Here is a 26,792-nt window from a genome sequence, read left to right on the forward strand (position 1 = left end):
CGGCGGTAGCAGGCGCACCGGCACCAACGGCACCGCCGCCAGCGGGAACAATCCGCACAGCGCCCATGCGGGCGGGTACTTGGCGGCGCTGATCAGCGCGCCGAAGAGCGGGGGACCGGCGGCCGGGCCGCCACCGCGCACGCCACCGCAGGAAACATCAGCCCCGCGTGGATACCGTGTTCGGCCAGTTCGGGCATCACCAAGGCGCCCAAAGCGATTCCCAGCGGTTGCGCGGTCTGGCGGACTCCCATCGCCAGGCCGCGCTGGTCGGGCGGAAACCAGCCGGACACCAGCTGGCCGCCGGCGCCGTTGCAGCTCGCCGCGACCATGCCACCCAGAAACAAATACACGCCGACCCACACCATCGAGTGCAACGACGCCGCGGCGTAGGCCGCCGCCGCGGTGAGCGCCGAGCCCACGGTCATCACGATCCGCTCGCCGACCCGGTCCAGCACATAACCCCAGCCGACCAGCGTGACCACCATGCCCCAGCTCGGCATCGACGACAACAGACTGGCCTCGGTGAGCGGGGTCCCGCGCGACGTCTCCAGCGCGGGGATCAGAAAGGCGACGCCGTTGATGAAGAGGAAGGACGTCGCCGTCACGAGCAGCGAAACCACGACGATCGACCAGCGGGCACCCCGCGCTCGGTGGCGCCTTGGCGGTCGCGTCCTTCGCCATCAGCTCATGCTTGCACGCGCTGGCCGGGCCGGGAAGGCGCGCGCCGGCGCCCCTTACTAGGCTCAAGCAAATGCGCCTTGGTCGAATCGCCAGCCCGGACGGCGTCGCCTTCGTCAGCATCGAGGGCGAGGTGGACGATCCCAGCGGGATGATCGTCCGTGAAATCGCCGAGCACCCGTTCGGCACACCTACCTTCACTGGACGGTCATGGCCGCTGGCCGATGTCCGGCTGCTGGCTCCGATACTCGCCAGCAAGGTGGTCTGTGTCGGCAAGAACTACGCCGACCACATCGCAGAGATGGGCGGCAAAACGGGTCCGGCGCCGGCGGATCCGGTGATATTCCTCAAACCCAATACCGCGATCGTCGGACCGAATGTGCCGATCCGGTTGCCCGCCAACGCATCACCCGTGCACTTCGAGGGCGAGCTGGCGATAGTGGTGGGCCGGCCGTGCAAGGACGTCTCAGCGGCCGAAGCCGCGGACAGCATCCTTGGTTACACCATCGGCAACGACGTATCGGCACGCGATCAACAGCAGGCCGACGGCCAATGGACGCGTGCGAAGGGGCACGACAGTTTCTGTCCGGTTGGGCCGTGGATCGTCACGGATGTCAACCCCTCCGATCTCGAACTGCGCACCGAAGTGAACGGCGTGGTCAAGCAACATAGCCGCACCTCGCTGATGATCCACCACGTCGGCGCCATCGTGGAATGGATCTCGGCGGTCATGACACTGCTGCCCGGTGATCTCATCTTGACGGGCACACCGGCCGGGGTCGGTCCCATCGAGGACGGTGACACCGTCTCGGTCACCATCGAGGGAATCGGCACCCTCACCAATCCCGTAGTCCGCAAAGAAAAGTCATGACCGCATCGAGTGTGCGGGTCCGGTTTTGCCCGTCGCCCACCGGCACTCCGCACGTCGGGATGGTCCGCACCGCGCTGTTCAACTGGGCTTATGCCCGCCACACCGGCGGCACCTTCGTCTTCCGCATCGAGGACACGGACGCCCAGCGCGACAGCGAGGAAAGCTATCTGGCCCTGCTCGACGCGCTGCGCTGGCTCGGCCTGGACTGGGACGAGGGGCCCGAGGTCGGCGGGCCCTACGGCCCCTACCGGCAATCGCAGCGCAGCGACATCTACCGCGACGTGGTGGACCGGCTACTCGCGGCCGGCGAGGCCTACCATGCCTTTTCGACGCCGGAGGAGGTGGAGGCCCGCCATGTCGCCGCGGGCCGCAATCCCAAATTGGGCTACGACAACTTCGACCGTGACCTGACCGACGCACAACGTGCGGCGTACCTGGCCGAGGGGCGCAAGCCGGTGGTGCGGCTGCGGATGCCCGACGAGGACCTCAGCTGGAATGACCTGGTACGCGGCACGACCACTTTCGCGGCGGGCAGCGTGCCCGACTACGCGTTGACCCGCGCGAGCGGAGATCCGTTGTACACCTTGGTCAACCCGTGCGACGACGCGCTGATGAAGATCACGCACGTGCTGCGTGGCGAGGATCTGCTGCCGTCGACACCGCGCCAGCTGGCGCTGTATCAGGCGCTGATCCGCATCGGGGTGGCCGAGTGGGTTCCCGAATTCGCGCATCTCCCAACGGTATTGGGGGAGGGAACCAAGAAGCTCTCCAAGCGCGACCCGCAGTCGAATCTGTTTGCCCACCGCGACCGCGGCTTCATCCCCGAAGGACTGCTCAATTATCTTGCGCTGCTGGGCTGGGCGATCGCCGATGACCACGACCTGTTCAGCCTCGACGAGATGGTGGCCGCGTTCGATGTGGTCGACGTCAACTCCAACCCGGCGCGGTTCGACCAGAAGAAAGCCGACGCGCTCAACGCCGAACACATCCGGATGCTCGACCCGGACGACTTCGCGCACCGGCTGCGCGACTACCTCGCTACTCACGGCCACCACATCGAGCTCGACCCGGCAGACTTCGCGACTGCTGCCGCTCTGGTGCAGACCCGGATCGTTGTGCTTGGTGACGCATGGGACCTGCTGAAGTTCCTCAACGACGACGAGTACGCCATCGACCCGAAGGCCGCCGCCAAGGAGCTCGGTGAGGAGGCGATCGGCGTCCTCACGGCGACCATAGACGCCCTAGCTGCGCTGGACGGTGTGACGGACTGGACCACGGCGAACATCGAGGATGCCCTCAAGGCCGCACTGATCGACGATCTGGGACTCAAACCCCGCAAGGCCTTCGGCCCGATCCGGGTGGCCGCCACCGGGACGACGGTCAGCCCGCCGTTGTTCGAATCGCTCGAGCTGCTCGGCCGGGACCGCAGCCTACGGCGGTTGCGGGCCGCGCGCGTCGATGCGGCCTGATTCTTTGGTAGTCTGCACAGCGGCTTCTCGAAGGCCGACAACGGCTGGCAGCTGCGGCTCTAGGCGCTAGTAATAGCCCCAGAACTTGCTCTGAACAGCGGTTTTAGGCAGCCAATGGGGTATGGTGTAATTGGCAACACAGCTGATTCTGGTTCAGCCATTCTAGGTTCGAGTCCTGGTACCCCAGCAAAGTCCGCTCACTGCAAGCGATTAGGTGGGCATCCCGGGGTGAGATAAGCTGGCAGCCCGGATCGGTTCTGGCCCCGTCGTCTAGCGGCCTAGGACGCCGCCCTCTCACGGCGGTAGCGTGGGTTCGAATCCCATCGGGGCTACAACAAAATTTATTGGCCGGTCCTCAGGACCGATTATTGGCCGGTCCCCAGGACCGCCGGTGCGGTCGATCCGCCCACCGGCATGGCCGGCATTCCGAGCTTGCGGTGATCCCAGGAGCGCGTGCGCCGCGCCACGATGCGCACGCAGACCCGCTTGTTCATCATCTGCTCGACGAAGGGCTTCATGTCGTCGCTGTAGGGGCCGGTGTAACGCTCCCAGACGCTGACTCCAACCCGGTGCGAAACGTCGGGATCGTCGATGATCTCCGCGACGCCTTCGAAGGACACCCCGCGCAAGGTGTCATAGGTGTCGCCGCCCTCGATCAGGAAGCTCACCCGCGGATCGCGTTTGAGGTTGACCGCCTTCTGTGACTTGGCTTTGGTCTCCAGCCAGATTTCGCCGTCGACTACGCCGTACCACATCGCGGTCAAGTGCGGCTGGCCGTCGGGACCGATGGTGGCCAGTGTCCCAGTGCGGCTCTTGACCACGAAATCGGCGATCTCGTCCTCGGACATGACGATGCTCGCGCGCTGATTGGTTCCCATGGCGTCAGTGTGTCAGGTCAGCGCGACCGATTTGTCCTTGACTCTGCGCTAGCGGCTTTGAACCCGCGCTCAGGGCGCGACATTCAGCGAAACTCCCGCCGTGACCGCAGGCTCGGCGATTGAGGGCGATTTAGAGTCGCCGAGTGAGCTCTTCGGCCGCGGAAAGCAGGTCGGCGGCCCAGCGCGCACCGGGACGGCGTCCCATCCGGTCGATGGGCCCCGACACCGAGATGGCCGCGACGACGACACCGCGGCCGTCCCGCACCGGCGCGGACACGCTCGCGACCCCCGGCTCGCGCTCGGCCACGCTCTGCGCCCAACCACGCCGGCGCACTTCGGCCAGCACGCGGTCGGTGAATTTCGCGTTCGGCAGTACGGCATCCCGGGTCGCGCCGTCGCTGTAGGCCAACAGCACTTTGGCCCCCGAACCTGCCGTCATCGGCAACCGCGCTCCGACCGGGACCGTATCGCGAAGGCCCGCAGCCGGTTCCAGCGCGGCTACGCACACCCGCGAGGTGCCCTCGCGGCGGTACAACTGCACGCTCTCGCCGGTGGTTTCGCGCAACGCGGGCAGCACCGCCGCGCCGGCAGCCAGCAGCGGATCGTTGACATGGGCCGCCAGTTCGGTCACTGCGGGACCAAGTCGCCAACGGCCTTCGTCGTCGCGTGCCAGCAGGCGGTGAACCTCCAGCGCGGCTGCCAGGCGATAGGTGGTGGCCCTGGGCAAGCCGGTTCGCTCGCACAGTTCGGCTAACCCGCAGGGGGATTCCGCGGTGGTGTGCAGGATGCCGACGGCTTTGTCGAGGACGCCGATGCCGCTATGCTGTCTCACAAAGAGATACTAGCGTCTCGCATTCTGAGATCAAGTTAAGCGAGCCGCAATCGAGGGAATCGAGGCCTATATGTCAGGGATGGCGCGCACGATGGCCGAGAAAGTTTGGGGCGACCACGTTGTGGTACCCGGGGAGGGCTCGGGTCCCGACTTGATCTACATCGACCTGCATTTGGTGCACGAGGTCACCAGCCCGCAGGCTTTCGACGGTCTGCGCCTGGCCGGACGCCCGGTGCACCGCCCCGACCTGACGCTTGCCACCGAAGACCACAATGTGCCCACCATCGACATCGACAAGCCGATTGCCGATCCGGTGTCGCGCACACAAGTCGAGACATTGCGGCGCAACTGCGCCGAATTCGGCGTCCGGCTCTATCCGATGGGCGATATCGAACAGGGCATCGTGCATGTCGTCGGGCCTCAGTTGGGTCTGACCCAACCGGGAATGACGATTGTCTGTGGCGACAGTCATACCTCTACCCATGGCGCATTCGGCGCGCTGGCGATGGGCATCGGAACCTCGGAGGTCGAGCATGTGCTCGCAACCCAGACGCTGCCGTTGCGGCCGTTCAAGACGATGGCGGTCAATGTTGATGGGGGGGCCGATGGGCAGTTGCCCGCCGGCGTGACGGCCAAGGACATGATCCTGGCGTTGATCGCCAAGATCGGCACCGGCGGCGGACAGGGTCATGTCATCGAATACCGGGGCAGCGCCATGGAATCGCTGTCCATGGAAGGCAGGATGACGATCTGCAACATGAGCATCGAAGCCGGCGCCCGAGCCGGAATGGTGGCTCCGGACGAGACCACCTTTGAGTTCATCCGCGGCCGCCCGCACGCACCGACCGGCGCGCAGTGGGATGCGGCGGTCGACTACTGGCGGCAGCTGCGCACCGACGACGGCGCCGTCTTTGACACCGAGGTCTATCTCGACGCGGCCTCGTTGAGCCCGTTCGTCACCTGGGGGACGAACCCCGGCCAAGGGGTGCCGCTGGCCGCGAACGTTCCGGATCCCGAACTGATGACCGACGACGGGGAGCGGCAGGCGGCCGAGAAAGCATTGGCGTACATGGACCTTCGTCCCGGGATGCCGATGCGCGACATCGCGGTCGACACGGTTTTCGTCGGGTCGTGCACCAACGGTCGCATCGAAGATCTGCGGGTGGTGGCCGAAATCTTGCGTGGCCGCAAGGTGGCCCAAGGGGTGCGGATGCTGGTCGTTCCGGGCTCAATGCGGGTTCGCGCGCAGGCCGAAGAGGAAGGCCTCGGTGAGATTTTCACCGCAGCGGGCGCCGAATGGCGGCAGGCGGGTTGCTCGATGTGCCTGGGCATGAATCCCGATCAGCTCGCGCCCGGGGAGCGTTGTGCCGCGACGTCCAACCGCAACTTCGAAGGGCGACAGGGCAAGGGCGGTCGCACACATTTGGTGTCTCCGGCCGTCGCCGCCGCCACCGCCATTCGCGGCACCCTGTCCGCCCCGGCCGACTTGAATTGATTTGACTGACTAGAGGAATAGGGGACGAGCGTGGAAGCCTTTCACACCCACACCGGTATTGGTGTGCCGCTGCGGCGGTCCAATGTCGATACCGACCAGATCATTCCGGCGGTCTTTTTGAAGCGGGTCACCCGAACCGGTTTCGAGGACGGCTTGTTTGCGAGTTGGCGGACGGATCCGTCATTCGTGCTGAATCTCAGCCCCTTTGATCGGGGCTCAGTCTTGGTCGCCGGACCCGATTTCGGGACCGGATCGTCGCGCGAGCATGCGGTCTGGGCGCTCATGGACTATGGGTTCCGGGTGGTTATCTCGTCTCGTTTCGGTGACATTTTCCGGGGCAACGCCGGCAAGGCGGGGCTCTTGGCGGCCCAAGTTGACCAAGACGGCGTAGAACTTCTTTGGAAGCTCATCGAGCAGGGTCCGGGGCTGGAAATTACTGCCAATCTTCAAGATCGAAATATCACCGCGGGAACGACGGTGCTGCCGTTCAAGATTGACGACTACACCGCATGGCGGCTGCTCGAAGGACTTGACGATATAGGCCTTACGCTGCGGAAACTCGACGAGATCGCGTTGTTTGAGGCGGCTCGCCCGGACTGGAAACCGCGTACTTTACCCGTCTCCTGAGGGCGTACCGGGGCCGAATATCCGCTCGGTCGCCAACTAAATCCGAGCCCATTTTGGGGCCGCGCCACCGGTCAAGGGCGGCAATCGGATTGCGAAAATTCCGATCGTTAGGTCCCTGAAATTGCGCGTGGCACTTGGAAATCAGCTGGGTAAGGGTTTACCGTGTTCGCTAGTCGGTTCCAAAAGTGAGAACCAACTAGCTTCGGAGGGTTGGATGAACAAAGCAGAGCTCATAGATGTGCTCACACAGAAATTGGGCTCGGACCGTCGGCAGGCGACCGCCGCCGTCGAGAATGTCGTTGACACCATTGTGCGCGCGGTACACAAGGGCGACAGCGTCACGATTACCGGGTTCGGTGTGTTCGAGCAGCGCCGCCGCGCTGCGCGCGTGGCCCGCAATCCGCGTACCGGCGAAACCGTGAAGGTAAAGCCGACGTCCGTCCCGGCGTTTCGTCCGGGTGCTCAATTCAAAGCGGTTGTAGCTGGCGCACAGCGCCTCCCGGCGGAAGGACCTGCAGTGAAACGTGGTGTTGTGGCGGGCGCGGCAGCCAAGAAGGCGGTGGCGAAGAAGTCACCGGCCAAGAAGGCCGCGAGCAAGGCACCGGCCAAGAAGGTCGCGACCAAGGCACCGGCCAAGAAGGCCGTGGCGAAGAAGGCTCCGGTCAAGAAGGCCGTGGCGAAGAAGGCTCCGGTCAAGAAGGCCGCGACCAAGGCTCCAGTGCGTAAGGCGGCGACGAAGGCTCCGGCCAAGAAGGCGGTTAAGAAGGCTCCCGCCAAGAAGGCTGCAAGCCGGCGCGGTCGCAAGTAACGCGATAGCCAAGTCTCACACGCAGATACCCTTCGGGTGGCAGGGCTGGCACCCGAAGGGTATCTGCGTGTGTCAGGCCCGCACGTTAGCGGCCAGCGCGCCGCCGATATGGTCGGCCGCGATCAGCTTGCCGGCCGCCAGCGAAAGCACCCACGCACTGCCCTTGTGGTTGCGCGCGTTGTCGGGGCGGATCCCATCGCGTTGGCACCACCACGCGATCAGGTCCGGAATCACCTTGCCCTGCGAGCAGATCGCCGGTGTGCCGGCCTGCGCGGCGATCCGCAGCATCCGGTTTCGGCCGCGCTTGGGGTTCTTCGCGTAGGCCTCCTCGGTCAGGGCGCGCTCGTTGTGGATTGGCGCACCCAGTTCGGCCGCGAGAGGTTCTACCGTCTGGTGGCAGCGCACCCGGTCGGCCGCGTACACGTCGGTGACGCCGAAGGCCAGCAGCTGCGGAACCAGCGCCTCCGCCTGCGCGCGCCCCCGTTTGTCCAACGGTCGGTTGGTGTCATCACCGGAATAGCGTGACTTACTGCCGGCGGTGCCGTGCCGGACCACCAGCACGGTGTGGGTGTCCGCCGGTTGTTTAGCGAACCTGCGCAAGACCTTTCGATCCTGTGCGTAGTCGAGCTTCTTCATCGCGTCGACAACCGGCAGCCAGACCAGCTCGTCGACTTCTTTGCCGGGGGTGAATTCACCGCCGGTGCTGCGCGCGGCCCAGTAGTACACCTTCTTGATGCCCAGATCGATCGGGTAACTCACCGTGTCGAGCTGCCTGCCGAGGACACAGCGATGACCCGTCTCCTCGACCACTTCCCGCACGGCAGCCACCGGTGCGGTCTCCCCGGGGTCCACTTTGCCCTTGGGCAACGACCAGTCGTCATAACGGGGGCGGTGGATCACCGCTACGTCGATGGCGCCCTCGGCCGAGTCCGCATCACCGGGCCGCCACAACACCGCACCGGCGGCATAGACCATCCGACCCCCTGAGCGCCGACGGGCCGACGAGTTCTGGATCGACAGAGTCACTCCTGCAGGTCAATTCGGCCGGGGCGCAACGTTAGGGGCTGGTGTGCTGCTCCATCAAAGATACTTGGTGGTCGCGCACGCTGTGGCCGTCCTGGGGCGACGCGGTCCACTGCCCGTCGGACCCGAGATCCCAGCACCGGGTGGAGGGGCCCAGTGCGGACTCGAACAAGTCGTCCAGATACGCGGTAAGCCTCGCGTCCTTGACCTGAACCAGTACCTCGACCCGCCGGTCGAGATTGCGGTGCATCATGTCGGCGCTGCCGATCCAGAACTCGTTGACGCGATTGAAATGGATGATCCGCGAGTGCTCCAGGAATCGCCCGAGGATCGAGCGGACCGAAATGTTTTCCGAGAAGCCTTCCGCGCCCGGGCGCAGGGCGCAGATGCCGCGCACCACCACCTCGACCCGCACACCGGCTTGCGACGCGCGATACAGCGCATCGATGACCTGTTCGTCGACGAGCGAGTTCATCTTGAGCCGGATCCGGCCCCCGCCGCCATCGCGGTGAGCGGCGATCTCGCGCTCGACGCGTTCGATGATGCCCGTGCGAATGCTGTGCGGGGCCACCAACAGGTTGCGGTAGGACACTTTGCGCGAGTAGCCGGTGAGCGAGTTGAACAAGTCGGTCAGATCGGCCCCGATGTCGGGTGCGGCCGTGAGCAGACCGAGGTCCTCGTACAGTCGCGCGGTCTTGCCGTTGTAGTTACCGGTCCCGACATGGCAATACCGCCGGATCACCGGGCCCTCGCGGCGCACCACCAGGCAGGTCTTGCAGTGTGTCTTGAGTCCGACGAACCCGTACACCACATGCACGCCCGCCTGCTCCAATGTGCGCGCCCAGCGGATGTTGGCCTGCTCGTCGAAGCGTGCCTTGATCTCCACCATTGCCACAACTTGCTTTCCGGCCTCGGCGGCGGCGATGAGTGCCCGAACGATCGGCGAATCACCGGATGTGCGGTACAGCGTCTGTTTGATCGCCAGCACGTTGGGATCAGCGGCGGCAAGCTCGATGAACCGCTGCACGCTGGTGGAGAACGAGTCATACGGATGATGCAGCAGCACATCGCCTTCGCGCAGCGTCGCGAAGATGCTCCTCGGGGTTTCCCGGTCGGCAAAGGCGGGATTGGTTGCGGGAACGAACGTACGGTCCTTGAGTGCCGGCCGGTCGGTGCCGTAGACCTGCCACAGCGACGACAGGTCGAGAAGCCCGGGGACTTCGGCGACGTCACCCGGATTCACGTCGAGTTCGCGCAGCAGCAGTTCCAACATGCTCTCGGTCATGTCGTCGGCGATCTCGATTCGTACCGGCGAACCGAACCGCCGGCGCGCCAGTTCCCGTTCCAGCGCTTGCAGCAGGTCCTCGTCGCGGTCCTCTTCAACCTCGTAGTCGGCGTTGCGGGTGATGCGGAACGCGTGATGCTCGACGATCTCCATACCCGGGAAAAGGACCGGGAGGAAGGCCGCGATCAGTTCTTCCATCGGCAGGTATCGGACCACGCCCGGCCCCTCGGCCGCGTCTGCGCCGCCGAGGCTTTCGAGCTCGACGAAGCGATCGACGTTGTCGGGCACCTTGACTCGGGCGAAGTGCTGACCGGGGTCGTCGGGCTGCTTCACCGTGACCGCCAGGTTCAGGCTCAACCCACTCACGAACGGGAACGGGTGCGCGGGGTCGACGGCCAGCGGGGTCAGCACGGGGAAGACCTGCTCGGTGAAATAGGTCGACAGTTGGTCCCGCTCAGCCTGATCCAAATCGGCCCACGTGACGATATAGATGCCTTCCTCGGCCAGCGCCGGTCGCACCGAATCCAGAAACACCCGGGCATGCCGGGTCGCGATCTGCTGAGTCTGCTCGCCGATGCGGGCCAGTTGCTCACGCGGCGTCAGACCGTCGGCCGAGCGGACCGACAGCCCCATCTCGTCGCGGCGCTTGAGGCCGGCCACCCGGACCATGTAGAACTCGTCGAGGTTGGACGCGAAGATCGCCAGGAACTTGGCGCGCTCCAAGAGCGGCAGCGAGTTGTCGGCGGCCAGCGCCAACACGCGCGCATTGAAGTCCAGCCAGCTCAATTCCCGATTAAGGTAACGGTCTTCCGGCAGCGGGTCGTGGATCGCGGCGGGAGTCGCAGCGGGTGGCGCCGTCACCGCCGACTCCTCTGATTGCCAGTCGACTTCTTCGGCGCGCGCCTGAGCTTCGATGTCGGTCACCATGCGATCATTGCTCATCACCCGCATGTGCGGCCAGATCCCAGGGGACATCCATGCGCAGTTGGTGCGCCGTTCACCGCTTGGATGCTTCGCTGGACCTTTAATGCTGCTGTGCGATGGCCCGCGCGGTCGCGGCCCCGACCCCCAGGCGGCGGGCGACGGCCAAGTCGGCAGGGGTGTCGACATCGCATCGCAGGCCGGGCCAGGCTCCCGTCAGCTCGATAGCGCCCGAACGACGGTGCCGCGCGGACGAATCCGGTCCGAACTGCGGGTCGAGTGTGGTTCCGAAAGCGAACAGTGCGGAGGTACCGGTCCCCAATCGGTCGGCGACGAAGCTGCGCCGATGATGTCGTGCGGCGGCGATGGCCTCGGACAGCTCCTGTGCCTGTAGCGCCGGTAAATCACCTTGCAGCACAACAACATTGGAGATATCGGGGCCCGAATCGGCTATTGCACGTTCTGCGGCGGCGATCGCGTTGTTCAGCGGGTCACTGTGGCCTTCGGGCGTCGGGTCGGCCAGCACTCCGGCGCCGAGCTGGCTCGCCGCGGCCGCCGCGGCTTCGTCGGGCGTGATGACGGTGATGGAGCGCAGCGATCCGGCGCGTGTCGCCGCGGTCAAGGTGTCCACCAGCATGGCCAGCACTACGTTCTCCCGGGTCCGCGCCGAAAAGACCGGCGCCAGCCTGGTCTTGGCGGCCGTCAACTGCTTGACGGCGATGATCAAGCCGACGTCCGGCTCGTCGGCCCGTGTGCCGCTCATGACGCCATCCTGCCAGGGTGACGGCAGCCCGGCGCTGGTCTAGGGTGTACCGGATGGCCAGCACGGAGGGTGCCGTGGCGGTGATGGGCGCCGGGGCCTGGGGCACGGCGCTGGCCAAGGTGCTCGCCGATGCCGGCGCAGAGGTGAGGTTGTGGGCGCGCCGATCAGACATCGCGCAGCAGATCAACACCACCCGATACAACCCGGCGTACTTGCCCGGTGCGTTGCTGTCGCCGAGTATCCGCGCCACCGCCGATGCCGAAGAGGCGTTGAGTGGCGTGGCCACCGTGCTGTTGGGCGTACCGGCGCAGACGATGCGGGCCAATCTTGCGCAGTGGACGGGGTTGTTGTCGCAGGACGCAACGCTGATCAGTCTGGCCAAGGGCATCGAGCTGGGCACCCTGATGCGGATGAGTCAGGTCATCGTGTCGGTGACGGGTGTGGACCCGTCCCGCATCGCGGTGATTTCGGGGCCGAACCTGGCCAGTGAGATCGCCGAATGCCAGCCCACCGCCACCGTCGTGGCATGCAGCGACTCCGGCCGCGCGGTCGCCGTGCAGCGGATGCTGAATACCGGGTACTTCCGCCCGTACACCAATAGCGATGTGGTCGGCACCGAGATCGGGGGGGCGTGCAAAAACGTCATCGCGCTGGCCTGCGGCATGGCGGCGGGTGTCGGCCTCGGCGAAAACACCGCCGCGGCGATCATCACCCGGGGACTGGCCGAGATCATGCGACTGGGGATAGCGCTCGGCGCCAAGGGGGCGACGCTGGCCGGCCTGGCCGGGGTGGGTGACCTGGTGGCCACCTGCACCTCGCCGCGTTCGCGCAACCGCTCGTTCGGTGAACGTCTGGGGCAGGGCGCGACCATGGAGTCGGCGCTCGGGGGTGCCTCAAACGGCGGAGACGGCCATGTCGTCGAAGGGGTGACGTCATGCGAATCGGTGCTCGCGCTGGCGGCCAGCTACGACGTCGAAATGCCGCTGACCGACGCCGTGCACCGGGTCTGTCACAAGGGGCTTTCCGTCGACGAAGCGGTGGCCCTATTGTTGGGTCGCAGCACCAAGCCCGAATAAGACTCAAACTGCGTTCAGGGCGGGATGCCCGCGAAAAGTAGGCCCTGGACGCAGGACGGATGCCGTGGCCGCAGGCTCGACGTGCGCGGCGGGGGGAGCGCCCACGGGAGCACCCAAAAGGCCAGGTCGGCGCTGCCAACCCGGCTCGGTAACGCCCCACCCGGTAGCCTCTCTAGGTTGTGAATGCCTCCGGCCTGCCCCCCATGACGCCGAAGCCACGCGCGGGGCGCGTGCGCGTCGCCGTCGTGTTCGGCGGCCGCAGCAACGAGCACGCCATCTCCTGCGTGTCGGCGGGCAGCGTCCTGCGCAACCTCGACCCGCAGCGGTTCGAGGTGGTCGCGATCGGGATCACCCCGGAAGGTTCGTGGGTGCTCACCGACGGCGACCCGGATGCCCTCGCGATCACCAACCGGCAGCTTCCCGGGGTGACCTCGCAATCGGGCACCGAGCTGGCGCTGCCCGCCGATCCGCGGCGAAGCGGCCAGTTGCTGTCGCTACAGCCCGGAGCCAGTGAGGTGCTGGCGTCAGTCGACGTGGTGTTTCCGGTGCTGCACGGCCCGTACGGCGAGGACGGCACGATTCAGGGATTGCTCGAACTCGCCGGTGTGCCCTACGTCGGGGCCGGGGTGCTGGCCAGTGCCACCGGCATGGACAAGGAATTCACCAAGAAGCTGCTCGTCGCCGAGGGACTTCCGGTCGGCGCGCATGCGGTGCTGCGCCCGTTGCAGTCGACGCTGGACCGGCAGGAGTGTGAACGCCTGGGCCTGCCGGTGTTCGTCAAGCCGGCGCGGGGCGGTTCGTCGATCGGTGTCAACCGGGTGTCGAGTTGGGACCAGCTGCCCGCGGCGATCGCCGACGCTCGCCGGCATGATCCGAAAGTGATCGTCGAGGCGGCGATCAACGGGCGCGAGCTGGAGTGCGGCGTGCTCGAAATGCCGGACGGCACAATCGAAGCCAGCACGGTGGGCGAGATTCGGGTCGCCGGGGTCAGGGGACGGGAGGACTCCTTCTACGACTTCGCGACCAAATACCTCGACGACGCAGCCGAATTGGACGTGCCCGCCAAGGTCGACGACGACGTCGCCGACGCGGTGCGCCAGCTGGCGATCCGGGCGTGTCGGGCCATCGACTGCCAGGGCCTGGCCCGGGTTGATTTCTTCCTCACCGACGAGGGCCCGGTGATCAACGAGATCAACACGATGCCGGGTTTCACCACGATCTCGATGTACCCGCGGATGTGGGCGGCCAGCGGCGTCGACTATCCCACCCTGCTGGCAACCATGGTGGAGACCGCGTTGGCCCGGGGCGTGGGTCTGCGCTAGCCGACCGGCCTGGGATCGATCGGCACCGCCGCGATGGTGCGGTCGATCACCTCGGAGAGCTCTTGGATGGGCGTCGGCCCCGATCCCGATGGCAGAGTCAGCGCTATGTACACCGGGCGATCCACGGTGTACCACGACCGGTCTACCTGGAACCACTGCACCCGGTCGACCACCTGGATGGGGGAGCCCACCACGAAGTCGGCCGGGCGGTCGAGCCCGCAGCGCAGCACCACCGGCTCACTGTCGGGCCCTCCCCGCCAGGCCCTCGCGCCCTCGGGTGCCGGTTGCGCCAGCGGCGCGCGCTGATAGTCGCCGAGCCGCTGCGGTAACGCCTGCTCCAGGGCCCGGCACGTGCCGTTGGCGGCCTGCGGCGCGGGCACGGCGGGCAGGACAACCGGTTGCGAGGGCGCCTCTCGGGTCGCCGCGATGACCAGGATCACGGCGATCGCCGTCACGGCGAGCGCGATCGCAGCGATGATCACCACACGCGGCGGACCATCGGAGTCGCCTGTCACCTGCCGAGCCACCTCTTGATTCTCATACACTGGCGCGGTCGAGGAGGTGACGTGCGCGACGACGCATTGGGGGCTCAGGGGGTTCAGGGACAGTCCCCGACGCTGCAGCAGCTCGGTGAATTTGCCGTCATCGACCGGCTGGTGCGGGGCCGTCGCCAGCCGGGCGCGGTCGCGTTGGGGCCGGGCGACGACGCGGCGGTGGTGTTGGGCGGCGACGGTCGCACCGTGGTGTCGACCGATATGCTCGTGCAGGATCGCCACTTCCGCCTGGACTGGTCGACACCCCATGACGTCGGCCGCAAGGCGATCGCCCAGAACGCCGCGGACATCGAGGCGATGGGCGGGCGGGCCACGGCGTTCGTGGTGGGTTTCGGGGCACCGGGTGATACGCCGACGGCGCTGGTGGATGCGCTGGTCGACGGCATGTGGGATGAGGCGGAGCGGATCGGCGCCGGCATCGTCGGCGGCGATCTGGTCAGCTGCCCGCAGTGGGTTTTGTCGGTGACGGTGCTCGGGGACTTGAACGGCCGCGCGCCGGTGTTGAGGTCGGGGGCGACGGCCGGCTCGGCGGTCGCGGTGGCCGGCGACCTGGGCCGTTCTGCCGCCGGATACGCCTTGTGGGACAACGAGATCGAGGGCTTCGACGATCTGCGCCGGCGCCATCTGGTGCCGCGACCGCCCTATGGGCAGGGTTTGGTGGCGGCGGCCGCCGGGGCCCAGGCGATGATCGACGTCTCCGACGGTCTGGTCGCCGACTTGGGACACGTCGCCGACGCGTCGGGGGTGGGCATCGACCTGTCCCGTGTTGGGTTGGCCGCCGACCACGACGAGCTGACAGCCGCCGCGGCCGCGGTGGGCGCCGACCCGTGGGCGTGGGTGCTGGGTGGTGGCGAAGACCACGCCCTGGTGGCGTGTTTCGCCGGTGCCGTGCCCGAGGGGTGGCGCGTCATCGGGCGGGTGCGCGACGGTCCGGCCCGAGTGCTTGTCGACGGCGAACAGTGGCGTGGGTATGCGGGCTGGCAGTCGTTCGGGCAGTAGGGTGGCTTAGGGTTTGCCCAGTGACTGTGTACGCGATCGCCCAGCTGAGATTCACCGACCGGGCGGCTTACGACCGCTACCAGGCGAGGTTCATGGAGGTCTTCGTTCGTCACCCGGGGACACTGCTGGCCGCCGATGAATCGCCAGAGGTGGTGGAGGGTCAGTGGGATCGCGAGAAGGTGGTGCTGATGTCCTTTCCCGACGAGGCGTCATTCCGGGGTTGGGCGGAATCGCCTGAATACCAGGAGATCTCGGCGGACCGACGCGCGGGTGCCGACACGGTGGTGCTGCTGGTGAAGGGGCTGGGATGACTGCGCGTCCGCTCAGTGAGCTCGTCGAGCAGGGGTGGGCGGCCGCGCTTGCGCCGGTCGAGGACCAGGTCGCCCAGATGGGACAGTTCCTGCGGGCCGAGATCGCGGCGGGACGCAAGTACCTGCCGGCGGGTCCGAATGTGTTGCGCGCCTTCAGTTTCCCTTTCGACCAAGTGCGGGTCCTGATCGTCGGGCAAGATCCCTACCCCACACCCGGACACGCAGTGGGCCTGAGTTTCTCGGTGGCTCCGGACGTGCGTCCGCTGCCCCGCAGCCTCGAAAACATCTTCGGCGAGTACTCCGCCGATCTGGGCTATCCGACGCCCTCGTGCGGGGATCTGACACCCTGGGCGCAGCGTGGGGTGCTGCTTCTGAACAGGGTGCTCACGGTGCGGCCGAGCAATCCGGCGTCGCATCGGGGCAAGGGCTGGGAAGCCGTCACGGAGTGCGCAATTCGCGCAATGGTCGCCCGTTCACAGCCGATGGTGGCGATCTTGTGGGGCCGCGACGCGTCGACGCTCAACCCAATGCTGGCCGAAGGTGACTGTGTCGCGATCGAGTCGCCGCATCCCTCGCCGCTGTCGGCGTCGCGCGGGTTTTTCGGCTCGCGACCGTTCAGCCGCGCCAACGAACTGTTGGCCGGTATGGGCGCCGACCCGATCGATTGGCGTCTGCCCTGACCGAGATGACGGCCCTGCGGGCGCACCGCCGTGGCGGCCCGGAGGTGCTGTTCGTCGAGCGGGCGCCGGTGCCGGTCCCCGCGGCCGGTGAAGTCCTGGTGGCGGTGCACGCCGCGGCCATCACCTTTGACGAGTTGACGTGGGAGGAGACGTGGACGCGCGACGGTGTCAGCCGGACGCCGGTGATCCCGTCGCATGAAGTATCCGGCGTCGTTGCCGAAATAACCTCCGGCGTCGCGGACTTCGCGCCCGGCGACGAGGTGTACGGCCTGATCAGATTCGACCGCGATGGCGCGGCGGCCGATTTCGTCGCGGTGCCCGAGGCCGACCTGGCCACCAAGCCGTCAACGATCTCGCACGCCGCCGCGGCCGCGTTGCCGTTGGCCGGGCTGACCGCGCTACAGGCGCTGGTCGACCATGCCGCGGTACGACCGGGGGAGTCGGTGTTGGTGCATGGCGGGGCGGGCGGAGTCGGAGCGTTGGCGGTCCAGTTGGCCGCCGGCCTCGGGGCGCACGTGACCGCCACCATCCGCAGCGATGCCGCCGGGCTGGTCCGCGGTTTCGGCGCCCAGCGGGTAATCGACGTGCGCACCGAAGCGTTCGACGAAAGTGGCGCCTACGACTCCTCTTACGACATCGTGGTCGACACCGTCGGCGGTGAGACCCTGGATCGATCGTTCGCCGTGCTGCGCCGGGGCGGACGGTTGGTCACCCTTTCGGCGCCACCGCCGGCGCACATAGCTGACCAATACGGCGTCAGCGCAATGTTTTTCATCGTCACACCCAATCAAGACCAGCTCGCCGAGCTTGCTGCGCTCATCGACAGCGGCCGGCTGCATGTGCACATCGCCGAGACGTTCCCCCTGGTCGAGGGCCGGGAGGCATTCGAAAGCGGACGGCGCCGCGACCGGCGCCCCGGCAAGACCGTGCTGGTCGTCTCATGACAGCTGCCGGAAAGATCGTCGTGGTCGGCGCCTCCGGACTGGTCGGCGCCAAGGTGGTCGACATCCTGCGGGCCAACGGGTTGGAGGTGCTGCCGGCGTCGCGGCGCACGGGCGTCGATCTGCTGACCGGCGACGGCCTGGCCGACGCGCTGGGTGACGCGCAGGTGGTGGTGGACGTCACCGATTCGCCGTCCTACGAAGACAGCGCACTGATGAACTTCTTCACCACGGCCACCGACAACCTCGTCGCAGCCGAGCGGGCCGCCGGGGTGACGCATCACGTCGCGCTGTCGGTGGTCGGCGCCGACCGCATGCCCGACAGCGGATACATGCGGGCCAAGGTCGCCCAGCAAAGCCGGATCGCTGGATCCGGCGTTCCGCACACCATCCTGCGGGCCACCCAATTCTTCGAATTCGCGCGGGGCATCGCCGATGCTTGCGCCGACGGCAACACCGTGCGGGTGCCCGACGCGCTGATCCAGCCGGTCGCCGCCACCGAAGTCGCCGCGAAGCTGACGGCGATCGCCGTCGCGGTTCCGGCTGACGGCGTCGTCGAATTCGGTGGACCGCAGCACCTTCCCTTCGCGGAATTCATCGGCACCGCGCTGACGCATTACCGGGACAGCCGCGCGGTGGTCACCGATCCCAGCGCCCGCTATTTCGGCGCCGCCTTGCAAGCGCGCAGCCTGGTCGCCGACGACGACGCGACCCGGGCGGTGATCCGTTTCCGCGACTGGCTCGCCGGCAGATAACGGGCGGCTAGGACCTGAGTTGGCTCACCATTCGCGTTTTGGAGTGAGCGCAGGCTGCACTAAAGCGGGACACCGAATCGTATGGAATAGCCTGGTGCACAACGTGCTTCAGTAATCACGTGGGCCACATGGGTACCATCGGCCGGCCATTAGGCGATTCACGCATGCGATATCGCATGTGATATCACATTCAAGAATCGTCTATTGGTCGGTCGCGCCGCACCGCCGCCATGCCACCACCAGGCACGGTGCGCACGCTCGCCGGCAGATAACGGTCCGCTAGGACTCGGGGAAGTTCACGTCTTTGGTGACGGACTTCCATTCCTCGATCGACGCCGACGTCGCAGCGATCTTGTCGCGCATGGCCTTGAGCACGTCGCGGCCCAGCAACAGCCGCAGCGGGGGATCGTCGAGTTCGGTCACCATCAGCACCGCCTCGGCCACCTTGCGCGGATCGCCCGGCAGATGATCGGCGAACTGCTTGATCAGGTCCTTGCGCGCCGCCACATCGGCGTAATCGGCGATCGGGGTGGCCGACTCCTTCATCGATCTCGTCGCCCAGTCGGTGCGGAAGGCGCCCGGCTCGATGGCGGTCACCTTGATCCCCAGTGGCCGCACCTCGGTGGCGAGCGCCTCGGTCACCGCCTCCAGCGCAAACTTCGTCGACGAGTAATAGGCGTTCGGCGGGTTGGCCACCAGACCCGTCATCGACGACATGTTGACGATATGGCCGGAGCCGCGGGCACGCATCGCCGGCAGCACGGCCTTGATCATGTCGACGGCACCGAAGTAGTTGACGTCGAACAGCTTTCGGACTTCGGCGTCTTCGCCCTCTTCCACCGCGGACAGGTAGCCGTGGCCGGCGTTGTTGACCAGCACGTCGATGCCGCCGAACGCGGCTTCGGCCGCCGCCACCGCGCCCGCGACCTGGCCGGCGTCCGTCACGTCGAGTGCCACGGCCACGGCCCAGTCCCCGAACTCGTCGGCGAAATCCTGCACTGTGTCGGCCCGCCGCGCGGTCACCACCACGCTGTGGCCCGCTTGCAGGGCGGCACGGGCGATTTCGCGGCCAAATCCGGTGGAGCAACCGGTGATCAGCCAGCGCGCCATCTCAGGCAGTCCCTTCCGGCAGACGGCGCAGATACGCCTTTCGCCGATCGGCGAGCTCGGCTGCCCGCTCCTTCGGGCTCACGCGCCGCAGGTTGGGCACCTCGGCGTCGAATCGGTCCAGCTTGACCACGCGCCCGCGAGCGCCCAGGTCCGACCGGGGACCCGTCTCGCCGAATTCGGCCATCCGCAGCGTCAGGATGCCCTCGCGCAGCCCGTCGGAGTCGATCCAATTCGCCACCCCCGGATCGATGGGAGAGATGACGTAGGTGTACGTGCCGTCCTCGTTGGCAACCGACTGCGCTTTGTTCAGGCTGCCGGTGCGATCGACGATGTCGAGCGTGGTGCCCCAGATGTTGCTCAGCGGCACGGTGAAGTATTCGGCGCCACCGTCGCTGAGATCGACCACGAACGCCTCGTCGGGGGCGAGATCGAAGCGGCCCATGACGTAGACCTGGTTGCGCATCGCGCCGACCTTGTCGGTCGACCACGCCAGGTTGAAATGGTTGGCCGGCATCTTGTACACGCCGTGGCTGAGCTTGCCGGTGAAGTCCGCGAAATAGGCCATCATCGCCGCGGTCGCCTCGGCCTGCTCGTCGAGCGTGCGTGCCGGTCTTAGAGTCGAAGCCGGAGGGCCCCCAAGCCGTTGTACCTCAAAGTAATTGGGGTCATCGCGACCCCAATCCAGCAGCACGTCGCGGATGTAGAACTCGTGCGCCGCCGGGGAGGTCTGCACATGGTTGGGGCGCCCGTTGGCGGGGTCGGCGTCGACGGTGATGGTGAAACCGCCGTCGTCGTCGACCTGCATGGTGCGGCCGTTGAGCACATCGATGGTGCCCATGTGGGCATCCCACAGCGTGAAGTAGTTCTCGGTCATGCGGTGCTCGCCGACCCGCCCGCGGATCTCGTAGCTTTCGTCGCCGGAGATCGGGATGACCCGGTAGACACTGTCGGGATTGTCGATTCCCCAACGTGATCCGGGAATGCGGCGGCCGTCCACCGGGTGCGCCAGCCGGGTGATGCAGCTGACCTTGGGCCGCAGCTTGTCCTGGTTGGACGACCACACCGCTGCCGAGAACATCACCTCGGCGAACGCGTCGTCGAACCGCTCACGCATCGCGTCGGACGCCTTGGCGCGACCCAGCCAGGTCTCGGCGACGCTTCGATAAGCGGCCTTGACGGTGGGATGCTCGATCAGGTCGAGGGCCGCCAGTTCCTGTTCGTGTTGGGACGCTGTCGAGACTGGATCGTCCATAAATCAAGGCTCCTCACTGTCCATGCCGAAAAAGCTTGTTGTACAACGTGAATCGCTCGTCGACCTGCTCAGGAAGCAGGCCGTAGTCCTGCAGCCCGTACGGCGGGCGCGGTGCTTCGCGGGGACGTTCGTCCAGCCAGCGCCGCATCGCCGCCTCGGCGTCGGCGGCCAGCGGCAGGCCGATGGCGTCGTAGACCCGGGCCACCTGCCCGACCGGATCGGCCACCGCGTCGTCGAATTCGATATCGGTGACGCGGTCAGCGTCGTCAGACCACCCGTCCCGGACCGCCATTGCCCGATCGTTGGTCCAGCCCATCCGCTGCAACCACTGCGCGCCCACCCGGTGCCGGTCGACGGTGTCGGCGTGCATCGCGTGCAGGGTCGCGTTGAGGCTGGCGCCCGAAGCGATCGTGGTGCGGGGGTCGCGATGCATGTGGACGATGTGCACATCGCCAAACCGCGCCCGCAGCAGGTCCAGATAGCCCAGGTGCGCCGGCGACTTGAGCACCCAGCGTTGCGGTTCGCAGGCGTCCATCAGACCCTGCTGCCGCTTCTGCCATTGCAGGAACTGCAGCATGCGGTGCAGGTAGTCGTAGGCGGGAGTGAAGTCCTGCTCATCAAGCCAGGATCGGTAATGGGGAAGGTGGGCGCCCGACTCGGGGACATGCGACAGGAAGGCGTCGGCCAGAAAGACTATCTCTTCCTCGGGTTCCCGCGCGTACATCGGGTGTATGGCGAAGAGGTCCGGTGCCAGTTCGCGGGATTTGGCTTCGCGCGCCTCGCTGACGGCGATGCGCGGATCGACACCGGTGAATTGGTGGTCGAGTCGGGGCGCGACCTCGACCACCTCCCAGCCGTACGCGCAGACGAACCGGGGATCGGCGGCCAGCAGCCGCTGCAGCAGCGTGGTTCCGCTGCGCATCATCCCGACGACGACGATCGGCGCGGCGACCCGCTCCTCGAGGATCTCTGGGTGGCGGCGGATCCACTCCTGGGCGCGCAACCGCATGCGCAGGCTGTGGACGATGCCCGACCGCAGGATGTGCGTGCCGATGGCGTTGAGATCAGCGTGTGGGTAGTCGGCCAGCAGCACGCCCAGCGGGCGTTCGAAGTCGCCCGGACCCCAATCGGTCAGCGACTCCTTGCGTTGCGCGTCGGCCATGGCGGCCGCCACGTCAAACGGGGTTGGACTGACCACCTGGTCAGAACTTCAAGTGGTGGCTGACGTCGCCGACCTGGTCGACGAACATGGTGCGGCTGTCGAACCACCAGACACCGTCGAGGCGGTGAAAGGTGTCCTTGTAATGCCCGGTGATGATCACCTGGAGCGGCAAATCGGGCGTGGCCTGCGTGACGCAGTAGTAGGACGTGCTGCGTGCGGTCCCGCCGGCCTCGTCGATGTCCAGCTGCACATTGGTCGTGTTGTGTTTGGTCTTGGGGGTGCCGTCCTCGTAGATGCGAGTGGCCATCTCGTACATTTCCCGCACCCTGGCGGTTCCGGCGAACACCGTCTCGGGCGGACCGTTCTCGACGCCGCAGATGCGGCCGTGCTCAAAGAGCCGGGCCACCCCGTCCAGGTCGCCGCCGTCGATGAGTTCGGCGTAGGTGTAGATCAGGTTGGTGATCGCTGTCGCGGTGTCACTCACGTCCGGTTCACTCCTGCCCGGCGGCCTGCCCGGTGGCCATACCATTAATCTTGGTGGCCGTGACGTTACCTTGGACGCCGAGCCGGCTTGGCAACCTCAGCGGCAAAACAGTCATCGTGACGGGAGCGACGAACGGTGTCGGGCTGGGCACGGCGCGTGCGCTCGCCAAAGCCGGCGCCCACGTGATCCTGGCCGTGCGCAATACCGGCCTGGGTGAGCAGCGGGCCACTGAGATTTCTGCGATGGGGGGCTCGACGTCGGTGCTCAAGCTCGATCTCGCCGACCTGTCGTCGGTGCGCGCGTTCCCCGATCTGGTCGACGGGCAGGTCGACATCCTGATCAACAATGCCGGCACTCTCACCGCGAGCCGCGCCGACACCGTCGACGGCTTCGAGATGACGCTGGGCACCAACCTGCTCGGACCGTTCGCGCTGACCAACCTGCTGCTGCCCCGGGTGCGTTCGCAGATCATCAACGTCGGCTCCGACGCGGAGCAGTGGGCGACGCTGCGGCTCGACGACCTGCACCTGCGCACCCACAAGTGGACGAGGTTGGGCTCCTACGCACAGTCGAAGCTTGCGGTGATGTTGTGGGGGCTCGAGCTGGACCGCAGGTTGCGCGCCGCCGGCTCGCCGATCGTCACCCAACTCACCCATCCCGGGTGGGTGGCCTCGAATCTGTCGCACCTGTCCGACTCGTCGCTGATGTCGTTGGCGCACAAGGCCGTCAAGGTCGTGGCCGACCGGTTGGCCAACGACATCGATGAAGGCGCCGCGCCCACGCTGTACTGCATCAGCGAACCGGTACCCCCGGGCAGCTACGTCGGGGTGAGTGGCAGGCTGGGCCTGCGCGGCGGCCCCGCGCTGATCGGTCGCTCGGTGGTCGCGTGCGACTACGACGCGGCTGCCCGTCTGGTGGCCTTCGCCGAAGAAGAGACCGGCACGACGCTGGACGTTCCCGGCCATGGGTGAACTCGACAACACCGTCGCCGTCATCACCGGTGCGGCGCGTGGCCAGGGGCGCAGCCATGCTGTCGCGCTCGCCGAACAGGGCGCGGACATCATCGCCGTGGACATCTGCGCCGACATCGATTCGATTCCCTACGCTCTGGGAACCAAATCCGACCTCGACAAGACGGTGCGGCTGGTCGAAGCCGCGGGCCGCAGGGTGGTACCCATCGTCGCCGACGTGCGCGACCTGGCACAGTTGGAAGCCGGCGTGCGTTCCGGGATCGACGAGCTCGGCGAAATCGACATCGTCATCGCCAACGCCGGGGTGGTGGCGATCGGCGACACACAGACCCACTCCGAGCCGGTGTTCAACACCATCGTGGACACCAACCTCAAGGGGGTGTGGCACACCATGCTTGCGACGGTTCCGTCAATCGTCCGCAAGGGCCGGGGCGGCTCCGTTGTTCTGGTCAGTTCGTCACAGGGCCTGACCGGCCGGGGCGGTGACGGCAGCGCCGCCATGTTCGCCTATGCCGCGTCCAAGCACGGCGTGGTGGGCCTCATGCGCTCGGCGGCGAATGCGTATGCGCCGCATAAGATTCGGGTCAACTCGGTGAATCCGAGCGGTGTCGCGACGCCGATGATCCTCAACGACTTCGTGGTCAACCGGATGCTGGAAAATCCGAACCCGGCCGTTTCCCAAACCCTGCTGCCCGGCGTGCCGCTGGTCGAGGCGCAAGACGTCACCGAAGCGGTGCTGTGGCTAGTCAGCCCGCGGTCCCGCTATGTGACCGGCGTGACGATCGCGGTCGACGCCGGGCATGTCGTCATGTGATCTAACGCGGGGCGACGATGCCGTTGTCGTAGGCATATACGATGGCGGCGGCGCGGTCGCGCAGGTCGAGCTTTCCGAAGATCCGGCCGATGTGGCTTTTCACCGTGACGTTCGAGATGCACAGTTCGTCGGCGATCTCGGTGTTGGTGCGGCCCTTACCGATCAGGGTGAGGACATCGAGCTCGCGCGTGGTCAGCTCGGCGATGTCATTGCCGCGCGGACCCGCGGCGGCCTTGCGGTACGTGGTCAGCACGCGCGCGGTGACGCCGGGGTCCAGGTAGCTGTCTCCGCCGGCGACGGCCCGCACGGCGCGGATCAGCTGCTCGGCCGACGAGTCCTTGAGCACGAAACCCGCTGCCCCGGCATGCAATGCCCCGATAGCAACTCGTCCTCGTTGAAGGTGGTCAACGCGAGCACCGGCGGTCCGCCGGCCAGTCTTCGCGTCGCTTCGATGCCATCGACTCGCCGAATCCGCAGGTCCATCACGACGACATCGGGTCGGTTCAGAGCCACCGCGGCGGGCACCTCGTCGCCGTCGGCGCATTCGGCGACAACGTTGAAACCGTCCTTGCGCCGCAGGATTCGGCGCAGCCCGGAACGCACCAGTTCCTGGTCGTAGACGAGCAGCACGGCGATCTCGGGTGATTCGTCGATCATGTTGAAGGGCACCAGAGTGGGCGCCAGCCGGTGTTGCCCTCCTGCAGGGGTATTTCGGCGACACTGACCACCCGTTGCGGGTGGGTCCGGCCTCGATCACACCGCCGAGCAGCTCGACCCGCTGACGCGTGCCCCGCAGGCCGCGCCCCGCGGAGGACTGGATGGCGGCCACCGCGGCGGGTAGCCGGTTGGTGACGGCGAGCCGCACCGATTGGTGTGAAATACTCAGCGCTACAGCCGATTTAGCATCGGCTGCGTGTTTGGCGATGTTGGCCAGCGACTCCTGGTTGATCCGGTACAGGGCTAGGCCGACCGCGGCCGAGACGCGCGTGGTGGGTCCGTCGATGCGCAGCGTGACCGCCAGACCGGCCCGCTCGAAATCCTCGACGAGGACCCCGATGTCGTCGATGCTCGGTTCGGGTGTGGTCTTCATCGGCGAGTTGTCGAGCAACCTGACGGTGCGCCGGATGTCGGCCATCGCCTGCCGGCCCAGCCGCTCAGCCTGTTCGAGTGACTCGCCCATCGCGTTCATCGCGCTGATCGCCGTCGGCGCGGACTACAACCTGCTGCTGGCGCTGCGGATCAAGCAGGAGGCTCAGGCCCCTGGCGCGGGCATCAGAACGGGCATCATCCGTTGGTGGACACGCTCGTCGTGCGGGCGCTCGTCACGCCGTCCGTCGTGGCGTTACTCGGTCGGTGGTTCTGGTGGCCACGCGAAATGGCCGGCGCGACTAGCCGCGGGTGACCTTGCCGGCCTTGATGCAGGACGCGCAGACGTTCAGCCGCTTCTTGTTACCGCCGGGACGAGTCACGACGTGCACGGTCTGGACGTTGGGGTTCCACCGGCGGCTGGTGCGGCGGTGGGAGTGCGACACCGACTTGCCGAAGCCGGGGCCTTTCCCGCAGATATCGCACACAGCGGCCATTGTTCAAGCTCCTCAAATGTTCGGGGGTCCGGCAACTCGCACGGGACAGCCCGGGGTTAACCGGGCCTGCCCAGAATACCGACTGTCCTGGGCAACCACCAAAACGCGTCCTCCTCAAGCGCGGCTAAAACGGCGGTGGATCGTCGTCGGGGTCGGGTGGGGCTGGTCCGGTGTTCGAGTATTCGGTGGTCAGCCTTCCGCAGGCTGGTGGATCAATCCCAAAACGCCAGATCAACAAATGGTTGGCGTCATACCGTCAACGCCTCCTACAGGCCGGGCAAGCAGGGGAAGACTCCTTGGCATGGCCCGACGCCGGGGCTTGGAAGCGGATCGCCCTCGATGAGCATTGGACCAACTGCGTGATTACCGTTACCTTTCACCCAGTCCGGGGAACTGGGACCGATCATCCCTTCCATAAAGTGGTGGCATATACCCATGTCCCAATTTGGCGGGTTGTTAGCCCCGCCTGTGAACGGCAACGGCATCCCCGGGCACCATTGATAGCTGCAGACATGGTGGGCGTCGTTGCACACCCCTACCGGATAGTTGAAGGCCTGGGCGGTACCCGCACCCAGCGCCAAGCCGGCGACCGCGGCAACGCCGCCCGACAGCAGCGCCGTGGCAACGATCCGCGTCAGGTTGTGAGGGGTGTTCATGGTCGGTTCCTTTCGCTCCCATATAGGAACGCATCATTAGTTTGCTGCCGACCGCTTGCGAAATTCTTGCGTCTGCTCCGGTACCGATCAGCTCCAGAATGCCTCCATCAAATGGTGGGACCGATTATGCGAAAAACATTTTAGGAGTCCTGTGACGACGGTGTCACCGATTGGCTTAACTACACTTCACCGGGACGGGCGTAGACCTGGCTCATGGTTCTCGCCTTTCACGAAGGGTTCCCGGCTCAGTCGTCGATGTGCGTCGGTGGGTCTGCGAAGGCGAGACCCCATGGATGCTGGTCAGGACCCATCAAATCGCAGCGCCTGTCGGGCACTAGGTAGGAACTGGCGCCGCTAGCCACCAAGTAGCTAGTGGTGTGTCTCCAAAATAATTGGCTGGTCTGCGTTAGACTTCGTGGGTGATGACACCGGCGGCTGCTTTGGTCATGTCAGACGGTCAACGAGAAGCGTT

At 66.5% G+C, this 26,792-nt stretch carries 27 protein-coding genes, 2 tRNA genes and 5 pseudogenes; 18 read left to right on the forward strand and 16 right to left on the reverse strand.

Annotated features, from left to right (window positions below; all coding sequences use genetic code 11):
* Positions 1 to 92: 92 nt before the first annotated feature.
* Positions 93 to 620: an MFS transporter gene (locus ACLP9N_RS39455; protein WP_442412477.1), complete on the reverse strand. Its 528-nt coding sequence runs from the start codon at positions 618 to 620 to the stop codon at positions 93 to 95.
* Between the two features lie 131 nt (positions 621 to 751).
* Here ACLP9N_RS39455 and ACLP9N_RS39460 point away from each other — a divergent pair, with 131 nt between their 5' ends.
* From ACLP9N_RS39460 to ACLP9N_RS39475, 4 genes are all read left to right on the forward strand, one after another.
* Positions 752 to 1,549 (forward strand): fumarylacetoacetate hydrolase family protein, encoded by a 798-nt coding sequence (locus ACLP9N_RS39460; RefSeq protein WP_442412478.1) that lies wholly within the window; start codon positions 752 to 754, stop codon positions 1,547 to 1,549.
* Positions 1,546 to 3,018 carry a glutamate--tRNA ligase gene (gltX, locus tag ACLP9N_RS39465; protein WP_442412479.1) on the forward strand — a complete coding sequence of 491 codons (1,473 nt, stop codon included), beginning with the start codon at positions 1,546 to 1,548 and terminating at the stop codon, positions 3,016 to 3,018. The genes ACLP9N_RS39460 and gltX overlap by 4 nt, the downstream gene beginning before the upstream one ends.
* A 115-nt stretch (positions 3,019 to 3,133) precedes the next feature.
* Positions 3,134 to 3,205 (forward strand) — tRNA-Gln (locus ACLP9N_RS39470).
* A gap of 72 nt (positions 3,206 to 3,277) precedes the next feature.
* A tRNA-Glu gene (locus ACLP9N_RS39475) sits at positions 3,278 to 3,350 on the forward strand.
* Positions 3,351 to 3,383: 33 nt separating this feature from the next.
* Here the strand turns inward: ACLP9N_RS39475 and ACLP9N_RS39480 are convergent.
* Together ACLP9N_RS39480 and ACLP9N_RS39485 are read right to left on the reverse strand one after the other, a co-directional pair.
* The gene (locus tag ACLP9N_RS39480; RefSeq protein WP_442412480.1) at positions 3,384 to 3,896 is read right to left on the reverse strand and encodes a PPOX class F420-dependent oxidoreductase; all 513 of its coding nucleotides are present in this window, start codon (positions 3,894 to 3,896) and stop codon (positions 3,384 to 3,386) included.
* A 130-nt stretch (positions 3,897 to 4,026) separates the two neighbouring features.
* Entirely contained in the window at positions 4,027 to 4,728 is a 702-nt protein-coding gene (locus ACLP9N_RS39485) for an IclR family transcriptional regulator (RefSeq protein WP_442412481.1), read from the reverse strand.
* A 70-nt stretch (positions 4,729 to 4,798) separates the two neighbouring features.
* On the opposite strand from ACLP9N_RS39485, the gene leuC reads away from it, so the two are divergent.
* The 3 genes from leuC to ACLP9N_RS39500 all read left to right on the forward strand — a co-directional run bounded on the left by leuC (position 4,799) and on the right by ACLP9N_RS39500 (position 7,658).
* Positions 4,799 to 6,223, forward strand: a complete 1,425-nt coding sequence (gene leuC, locus ACLP9N_RS39490) for a 3-isopropylmalate dehydratase large subunit (protein ID WP_442412482.1) — start codon at positions 4,799 to 4,801, stop codon at positions 6,221 to 6,223.
* Between the two features lie 30 nt (positions 6,224 to 6,253).
* Entirely contained in the window at positions 6,254 to 6,850 is a 597-nt protein-coding gene (leuD, locus tag ACLP9N_RS39495; protein WP_442412483.1) for a 3-isopropylmalate dehydratase small subunit, read from the forward strand.
* 214 nt (positions 6,851 to 7,064) lie between these two features.
* Positions 7,065 to 7,658, forward strand: a complete 594-nt coding sequence (locus ACLP9N_RS39500; RefSeq protein WP_442412484.1) for an HU family DNA-binding protein — start codon at positions 7,065 to 7,067, stop codon at positions 7,656 to 7,658.
* 72 nt (positions 7,659 to 7,730) lie between these two features.
* Here ACLP9N_RS39500 and ACLP9N_RS39505 read toward each other — a convergent pair whose 3' ends face one another.
* From ACLP9N_RS39505 to cofC, 3 genes are all read right to left on the reverse strand, one after another.
* Positions 7,731 to 8,678, reverse strand: coding sequence for an NUDIX hydrolase (locus ACLP9N_RS39505; protein ID WP_442412503.1), 948 nt, complete (start codon positions 8,676 to 8,678; stop codon positions 7,731 to 7,733).
* A 37-nt stretch (positions 8,679 to 8,715) separates the two neighbouring features.
* Positions 8,716 to 10,911: an RNA degradosome polyphosphate kinase gene (locus tag ACLP9N_RS39510; RefSeq protein WP_442412504.1), complete on the reverse strand. Its 2,196-nt coding sequence runs from the start codon at positions 10,909 to 10,911 to the stop codon at positions 8,716 to 8,718.
* A gap of 79 nt (positions 10,912 to 10,990) precedes the next feature.
* Positions 10,991 to 11,650, reverse strand: coding sequence for a 2-phospho-L-lactate guanylyltransferase (cofC, locus tag ACLP9N_RS39515; protein ID WP_442412485.1), 660 nt, complete (start codon positions 11,648 to 11,650; stop codon positions 10,991 to 10,993).
* A 53-nt stretch (positions 11,651 to 11,703) separates the two neighbouring features.
* Here cofC and ACLP9N_RS39520 point away from each other — a divergent pair, with 53 nt between their 5' ends.
* Together ACLP9N_RS39520 and ACLP9N_RS39525 are read left to right on the forward strand one after the other, a co-directional pair.
* Complete coding sequence (locus tag ACLP9N_RS39520) at positions 11,704 to 12,726, forward strand: NAD(P)H-dependent glycerol-3-phosphate dehydrogenase (RefSeq protein ID WP_442412486.1); 1,023 nt, start codon at positions 11,704 to 11,706, stop codon at positions 12,724 to 12,726.
* A 203-nt stretch (positions 12,727 to 12,929) separates the two neighbouring features.
* Positions 12,930 to 14,048 carry a D-alanine--D-alanine ligase family protein gene (locus ACLP9N_RS39525; protein WP_442412487.1) on the forward strand — a complete coding sequence of 373 codons (1,119 nt, stop codon included), beginning with the start codon at positions 12,930 to 12,932 and terminating at the stop codon, positions 14,046 to 14,048.
* Here the strand turns inward: ACLP9N_RS39525 and ACLP9N_RS39530 are convergent.
* Entirely contained in the window at positions 14,045 to 14,563 is a 519-nt protein-coding gene (locus ACLP9N_RS39530; protein WP_442412488.1) for a DUF3515 domain-containing protein, read from the reverse strand. The two genes, ACLP9N_RS39525 and ACLP9N_RS39530, sit on opposite strands and share 4 nt — an antisense overlap.
* A 66-nt stretch (positions 14,564 to 14,629) precedes the next feature.
* On the opposite strand from ACLP9N_RS39530, the gene ACLP9N_RS39535 reads away from it, so the two are divergent.
* The 5 genes from ACLP9N_RS39535 to ACLP9N_RS39555 are packed head-to-tail and all read left to right on the forward strand — an operon-like array spanning position 14,630 to position 18,288.
* Positions 14,630 to 15,601 carry a thiamine-phosphate kinase gene (locus ACLP9N_RS39535; RefSeq protein ID WP_442412505.1) on the forward strand — a complete coding sequence of 324 codons (972 nt, stop codon included), beginning with the start codon at positions 14,630 to 14,632 and terminating at the stop codon, positions 15,599 to 15,601.
* A gap of 20 nt (positions 15,602 to 15,621) precedes the next feature.
* Positions 15,622 to 15,912, forward strand: a complete 291-nt coding sequence (locus ACLP9N_RS39540; RefSeq protein ID WP_442412489.1) for a DUF1330 domain-containing protein — start codon at positions 15,622 to 15,624, stop codon at positions 15,910 to 15,912.
* Complete coding sequence (locus ACLP9N_RS39545; protein WP_442412490.1) at positions 15,909 to 16,592, forward strand: uracil-DNA glycosylase; 684 nt, start codon at positions 15,909 to 15,911, stop codon at positions 16,590 to 16,592. The genes ACLP9N_RS39540 and ACLP9N_RS39545 overlap by 4 nt, the downstream gene beginning before the upstream one ends.
* A 5-nt stretch (positions 16,593 to 16,597) precedes the next feature.
* Complete coding sequence (locus ACLP9N_RS39550) at positions 16,598 to 17,536, forward strand: NADP-dependent oxidoreductase (RefSeq protein ID WP_442412491.1); 939 nt, start codon at positions 16,598 to 16,600, stop codon at positions 17,534 to 17,536.
* A complete protein-coding gene (locus ACLP9N_RS39555) occupies positions 17,533 to 18,288 on the forward strand; it encodes an SDR family oxidoreductase (protein ID WP_442412492.1) in 756 nt (251 codons plus the stop codon). Before ACLP9N_RS39550 ends, ACLP9N_RS39555 begins: the two co-directional genes overlap by 4 nt.
* 279 nt (positions 18,289 to 18,567) lie before the next feature.
* Here the strand turns inward: ACLP9N_RS39555 and ACLP9N_RS39560 are convergent, their stop codons facing one another.
* The 4 genes from ACLP9N_RS39560 to ACLP9N_RS39575 are packed head-to-tail and all read right to left on the reverse strand — an operon-like array spanning position 18,568 to position 22,296.
* Positions 18,568 to 19,398: an oxidoreductase gene (locus tag ACLP9N_RS39560; RefSeq protein ID WP_442412493.1), complete on the reverse strand. Its 831-nt coding sequence runs from the start codon at positions 19,396 to 19,398 to the stop codon at positions 18,568 to 18,570.
* Between the two features lies 1 nt (position 19,399).
* Positions 19,400 to 20,650: a hypothetical protein gene (locus ACLP9N_RS39565; protein WP_442412494.1), complete on the reverse strand. Its 1,251-nt coding sequence runs from the start codon at positions 20,648 to 20,650 to the stop codon at positions 19,400 to 19,402.
* A 13-nt stretch (positions 20,651 to 20,663) separates the two neighbouring features.
* Entirely contained in the window at positions 20,664 to 21,848 is a 1,185-nt protein-coding gene (locus ACLP9N_RS39570; RefSeq protein WP_442412495.1) for a sulfotransferase family protein, read from the reverse strand.
* A 4-nt stretch (positions 21,849 to 21,852) separates the two neighbouring features.
* A complete protein-coding gene (locus tag ACLP9N_RS39575) occupies positions 21,853 to 22,296 on the reverse strand; it encodes a nuclear transport factor 2 family protein (protein WP_442412496.1) in 444 nt (147 codons plus the stop codon).
* 59 nt (positions 22,297 to 22,355) lie between these two features.
* On the opposite strand from ACLP9N_RS39575, the gene ACLP9N_RS39580 reads away from it, so the two are divergent.
* Together ACLP9N_RS39580 and ACLP9N_RS39585 are read left to right on the forward strand one after the other, a co-directional pair.
* On the forward strand, positions 22,356 to 23,267 hold the full coding sequence (locus ACLP9N_RS39580) for an SDR family NAD(P)-dependent oxidoreductase (protein WP_442412497.1): 912 nt from the start codon (positions 22,356 to 22,358) through the stop codon (positions 23,265 to 23,267).
* The gene (locus ACLP9N_RS39585; protein ID WP_442412498.1) at positions 23,260 to 24,081 is read left to right on the forward strand and encodes a mycofactocin-coupled SDR family oxidoreductase; all 822 of its coding nucleotides are present in this window, start codon (positions 23,260 to 23,262) and stop codon (positions 24,079 to 24,081) included. Before ACLP9N_RS39580 ends, ACLP9N_RS39585 begins: the two co-directional genes overlap by 8 nt.
* Position 24,082: 1 nt before the next feature.
* On the opposite strand, the pseudogene ACLP9N_RS39590 reads toward ACLP9N_RS39585, so the two are convergent.
* Positions 24,083 to 24,738 (reverse strand): annotated as a pseudogene (locus ACLP9N_RS39590) (response regulator transcription factor).
* Positions 24,735 to 25,255, reverse strand: a pseudogene (locus ACLP9N_RS39595) (sensor histidine kinase); the annotation flags it as partial. The pseudogenes ACLP9N_RS39595 and ACLP9N_RS39590, both read right to left, overlap by 4 nt.
* Between ACLP9N_RS39595 and ACLP9N_RS39600 the strand changes: the two are divergent.
* Positions 25,254 to 25,373 (forward strand): annotated as a pseudogene (locus ACLP9N_RS39600) (MMPL family transporter); the annotation flags it as partial. The pseudogenes ACLP9N_RS39595 and ACLP9N_RS39600 overlap by 2 nt on opposite strands.
* A 2-nt stretch (positions 25,374 to 25,375) precedes the next feature.
* Positions 25,376 to 25,483 (forward strand): annotated as a pseudogene (locus ACLP9N_RS39605) (MMPL family transporter); the annotation flags it as partial.
* Here the strand turns inward: ACLP9N_RS39605 and rpmB are convergent.
* From rpmB to ACLP9N_RS39620, 3 genes and pseudogenes are all read right to left on the reverse strand, one after another.
* A complete protein-coding gene (gene rpmB / locus ACLP9N_RS39610) occupies positions 25,470 to 25,664 on the reverse strand; it encodes a 50S ribosomal protein L28 (protein ID WP_085232168.1) in 195 nt (64 codons plus the stop codon). The pseudogene ACLP9N_RS39605 and the gene rpmB overlap by 14 nt on opposite strands.
* A 266-nt stretch (positions 25,665 to 25,930) precedes the next feature.
* On the reverse strand, positions 25,931 to 26,320 hold the full coding sequence (locus ACLP9N_RS39615) for a hypothetical protein (RefSeq protein ID WP_442412499.1): 390 nt from the start codon (positions 26,318 to 26,320) through the stop codon (positions 25,931 to 25,933).
* Between the two features lie 245 nt (positions 26,321 to 26,565).
* Positions 26,566 to 26,685: pseudogene (locus ACLP9N_RS39620) on the reverse strand (CDGP domain-containing protein); the annotation flags it as partial.
* Positions 26,686 to 26,792 lie beyond the last annotated feature (107 nt).

This window comes from Mycobacterium sp. (assembly GCF_052144515.1).
Classification (GTDB): domain Bacteria; phylum Actinomycetota; class Actinomycetes; order Mycobacteriales; family Mycobacteriaceae; genus Mycobacterium.

What these genes read in the sequence shown, in the direction of transcription:
- ACLP9N_RS39585 (WP_442412498.1), top strand. Translation starts at nt 23,260, where the DNA reads ATGGGTGAACTCGACAACACCGTCGCCGTCATCACCGGTGCGGCGCGT.
- ACLP9N_RS39545 (WP_442412490.1), top strand. Translation starts at nt 15,909, where the DNA reads ATGACTGCGCGTCCGCTCAGTGAGCTCGTCGAGCAGGGGTGGGCGGCC.
- ACLP9N_RS39500 (WP_442412484.1), top strand. Translation starts at nt 7,065, where the DNA reads ATGAACAAAGCAGAGCTCATAGATGTGCTCACACAGAAATTGGGCTCG.
- ACLP9N_RS39560 (WP_442412493.1), bottom strand. Translation starts at nt 19,398, where the DNA reads ATGGCGCGCTGGCTGATCACCGGTTGCTCCACCGGATTTGGCCGCGAA.
- ACLP9N_RS39520 (WP_442412486.1), top strand. Translation starts at nt 11,704, where the DNA reads ATGGCCAGCACGGAGGGTGCCGTGGCGGTGATGGGCGCCGGGGCCTGG.
- ACLP9N_RS39555 (WP_442412492.1), top strand. Translation starts at nt 17,533, where the DNA reads ATGACAGCTGCCGGAAAGATCGTCGTGGTCGGCGCCTCCGGACTGGTC.
- ACLP9N_RS39460 (WP_442412478.1), top strand. Translation starts at nt 752, where the DNA reads ATGCGCCTTGGTCGAATCGCCAGCCCGGACGGCGTCGCCTTCGTCAGC.
- cofC (WP_442412485.1), bottom strand. Translation starts at nt 11,650, where the DNA reads ATGAGCGGCACACGGGCCGACGAGCCGGACGTCGGCTTGATCATCGCC.
- ACLP9N_RS39480 (WP_442412480.1), bottom strand. Translation starts at nt 3,896, where the DNA reads ATGGGAACCAATCAGCGCGCGAGCATCGTCATGTCCGAGGACGAGATC.
- ACLP9N_RS39565 (WP_442412494.1), bottom strand. Translation starts at nt 20,650, where the DNA reads ATGGACGATCCAGTCTCGACAGCGTCCCAACACGAACAGGAACTGGCG.
- gltX (WP_442412479.1), top strand. Translation starts at nt 1,546, where the DNA reads ATGACCGCATCGAGTGTGCGGGTCCGGTTTTGCCCGTCGCCCACCGGC.
- leuC (WP_442412482.1), top strand. Translation starts at nt 4,799, where the DNA reads ATGTCAGGGATGGCGCGCACGATGGCCGAGAAAGTTTGGGGCGACCAC.
- rpmB (WP_085232168.1), bottom strand. Translation starts at nt 25,664, where the DNA reads ATGGCCGCTGTGTGCGATATCTGCGGGAAAGGCCCCGGCTTCGGCAAG.
- ACLP9N_RS39525 (WP_442412487.1), top strand. Translation starts at nt 12,930, where the DNA reads ATGACGCCGAAGCCACGCGCGGGGCGCGTGCGCGTCGCCGTCGTGTTC.
- ACLP9N_RS39550 (WP_442412491.1), top strand. Translation starts at nt 16,598, where the DNA reads ATGACGGCCCTGCGGGCGCACCGCCGTGGCGGCCCGGAGGTGCTGTTC.
- ACLP9N_RS39615 (WP_442412499.1), bottom strand. Translation starts at nt 26,320, where the DNA reads ATGAACACCCCTCACAACCTGACGCGGATCGTTGCCACGGCGCTGCTG.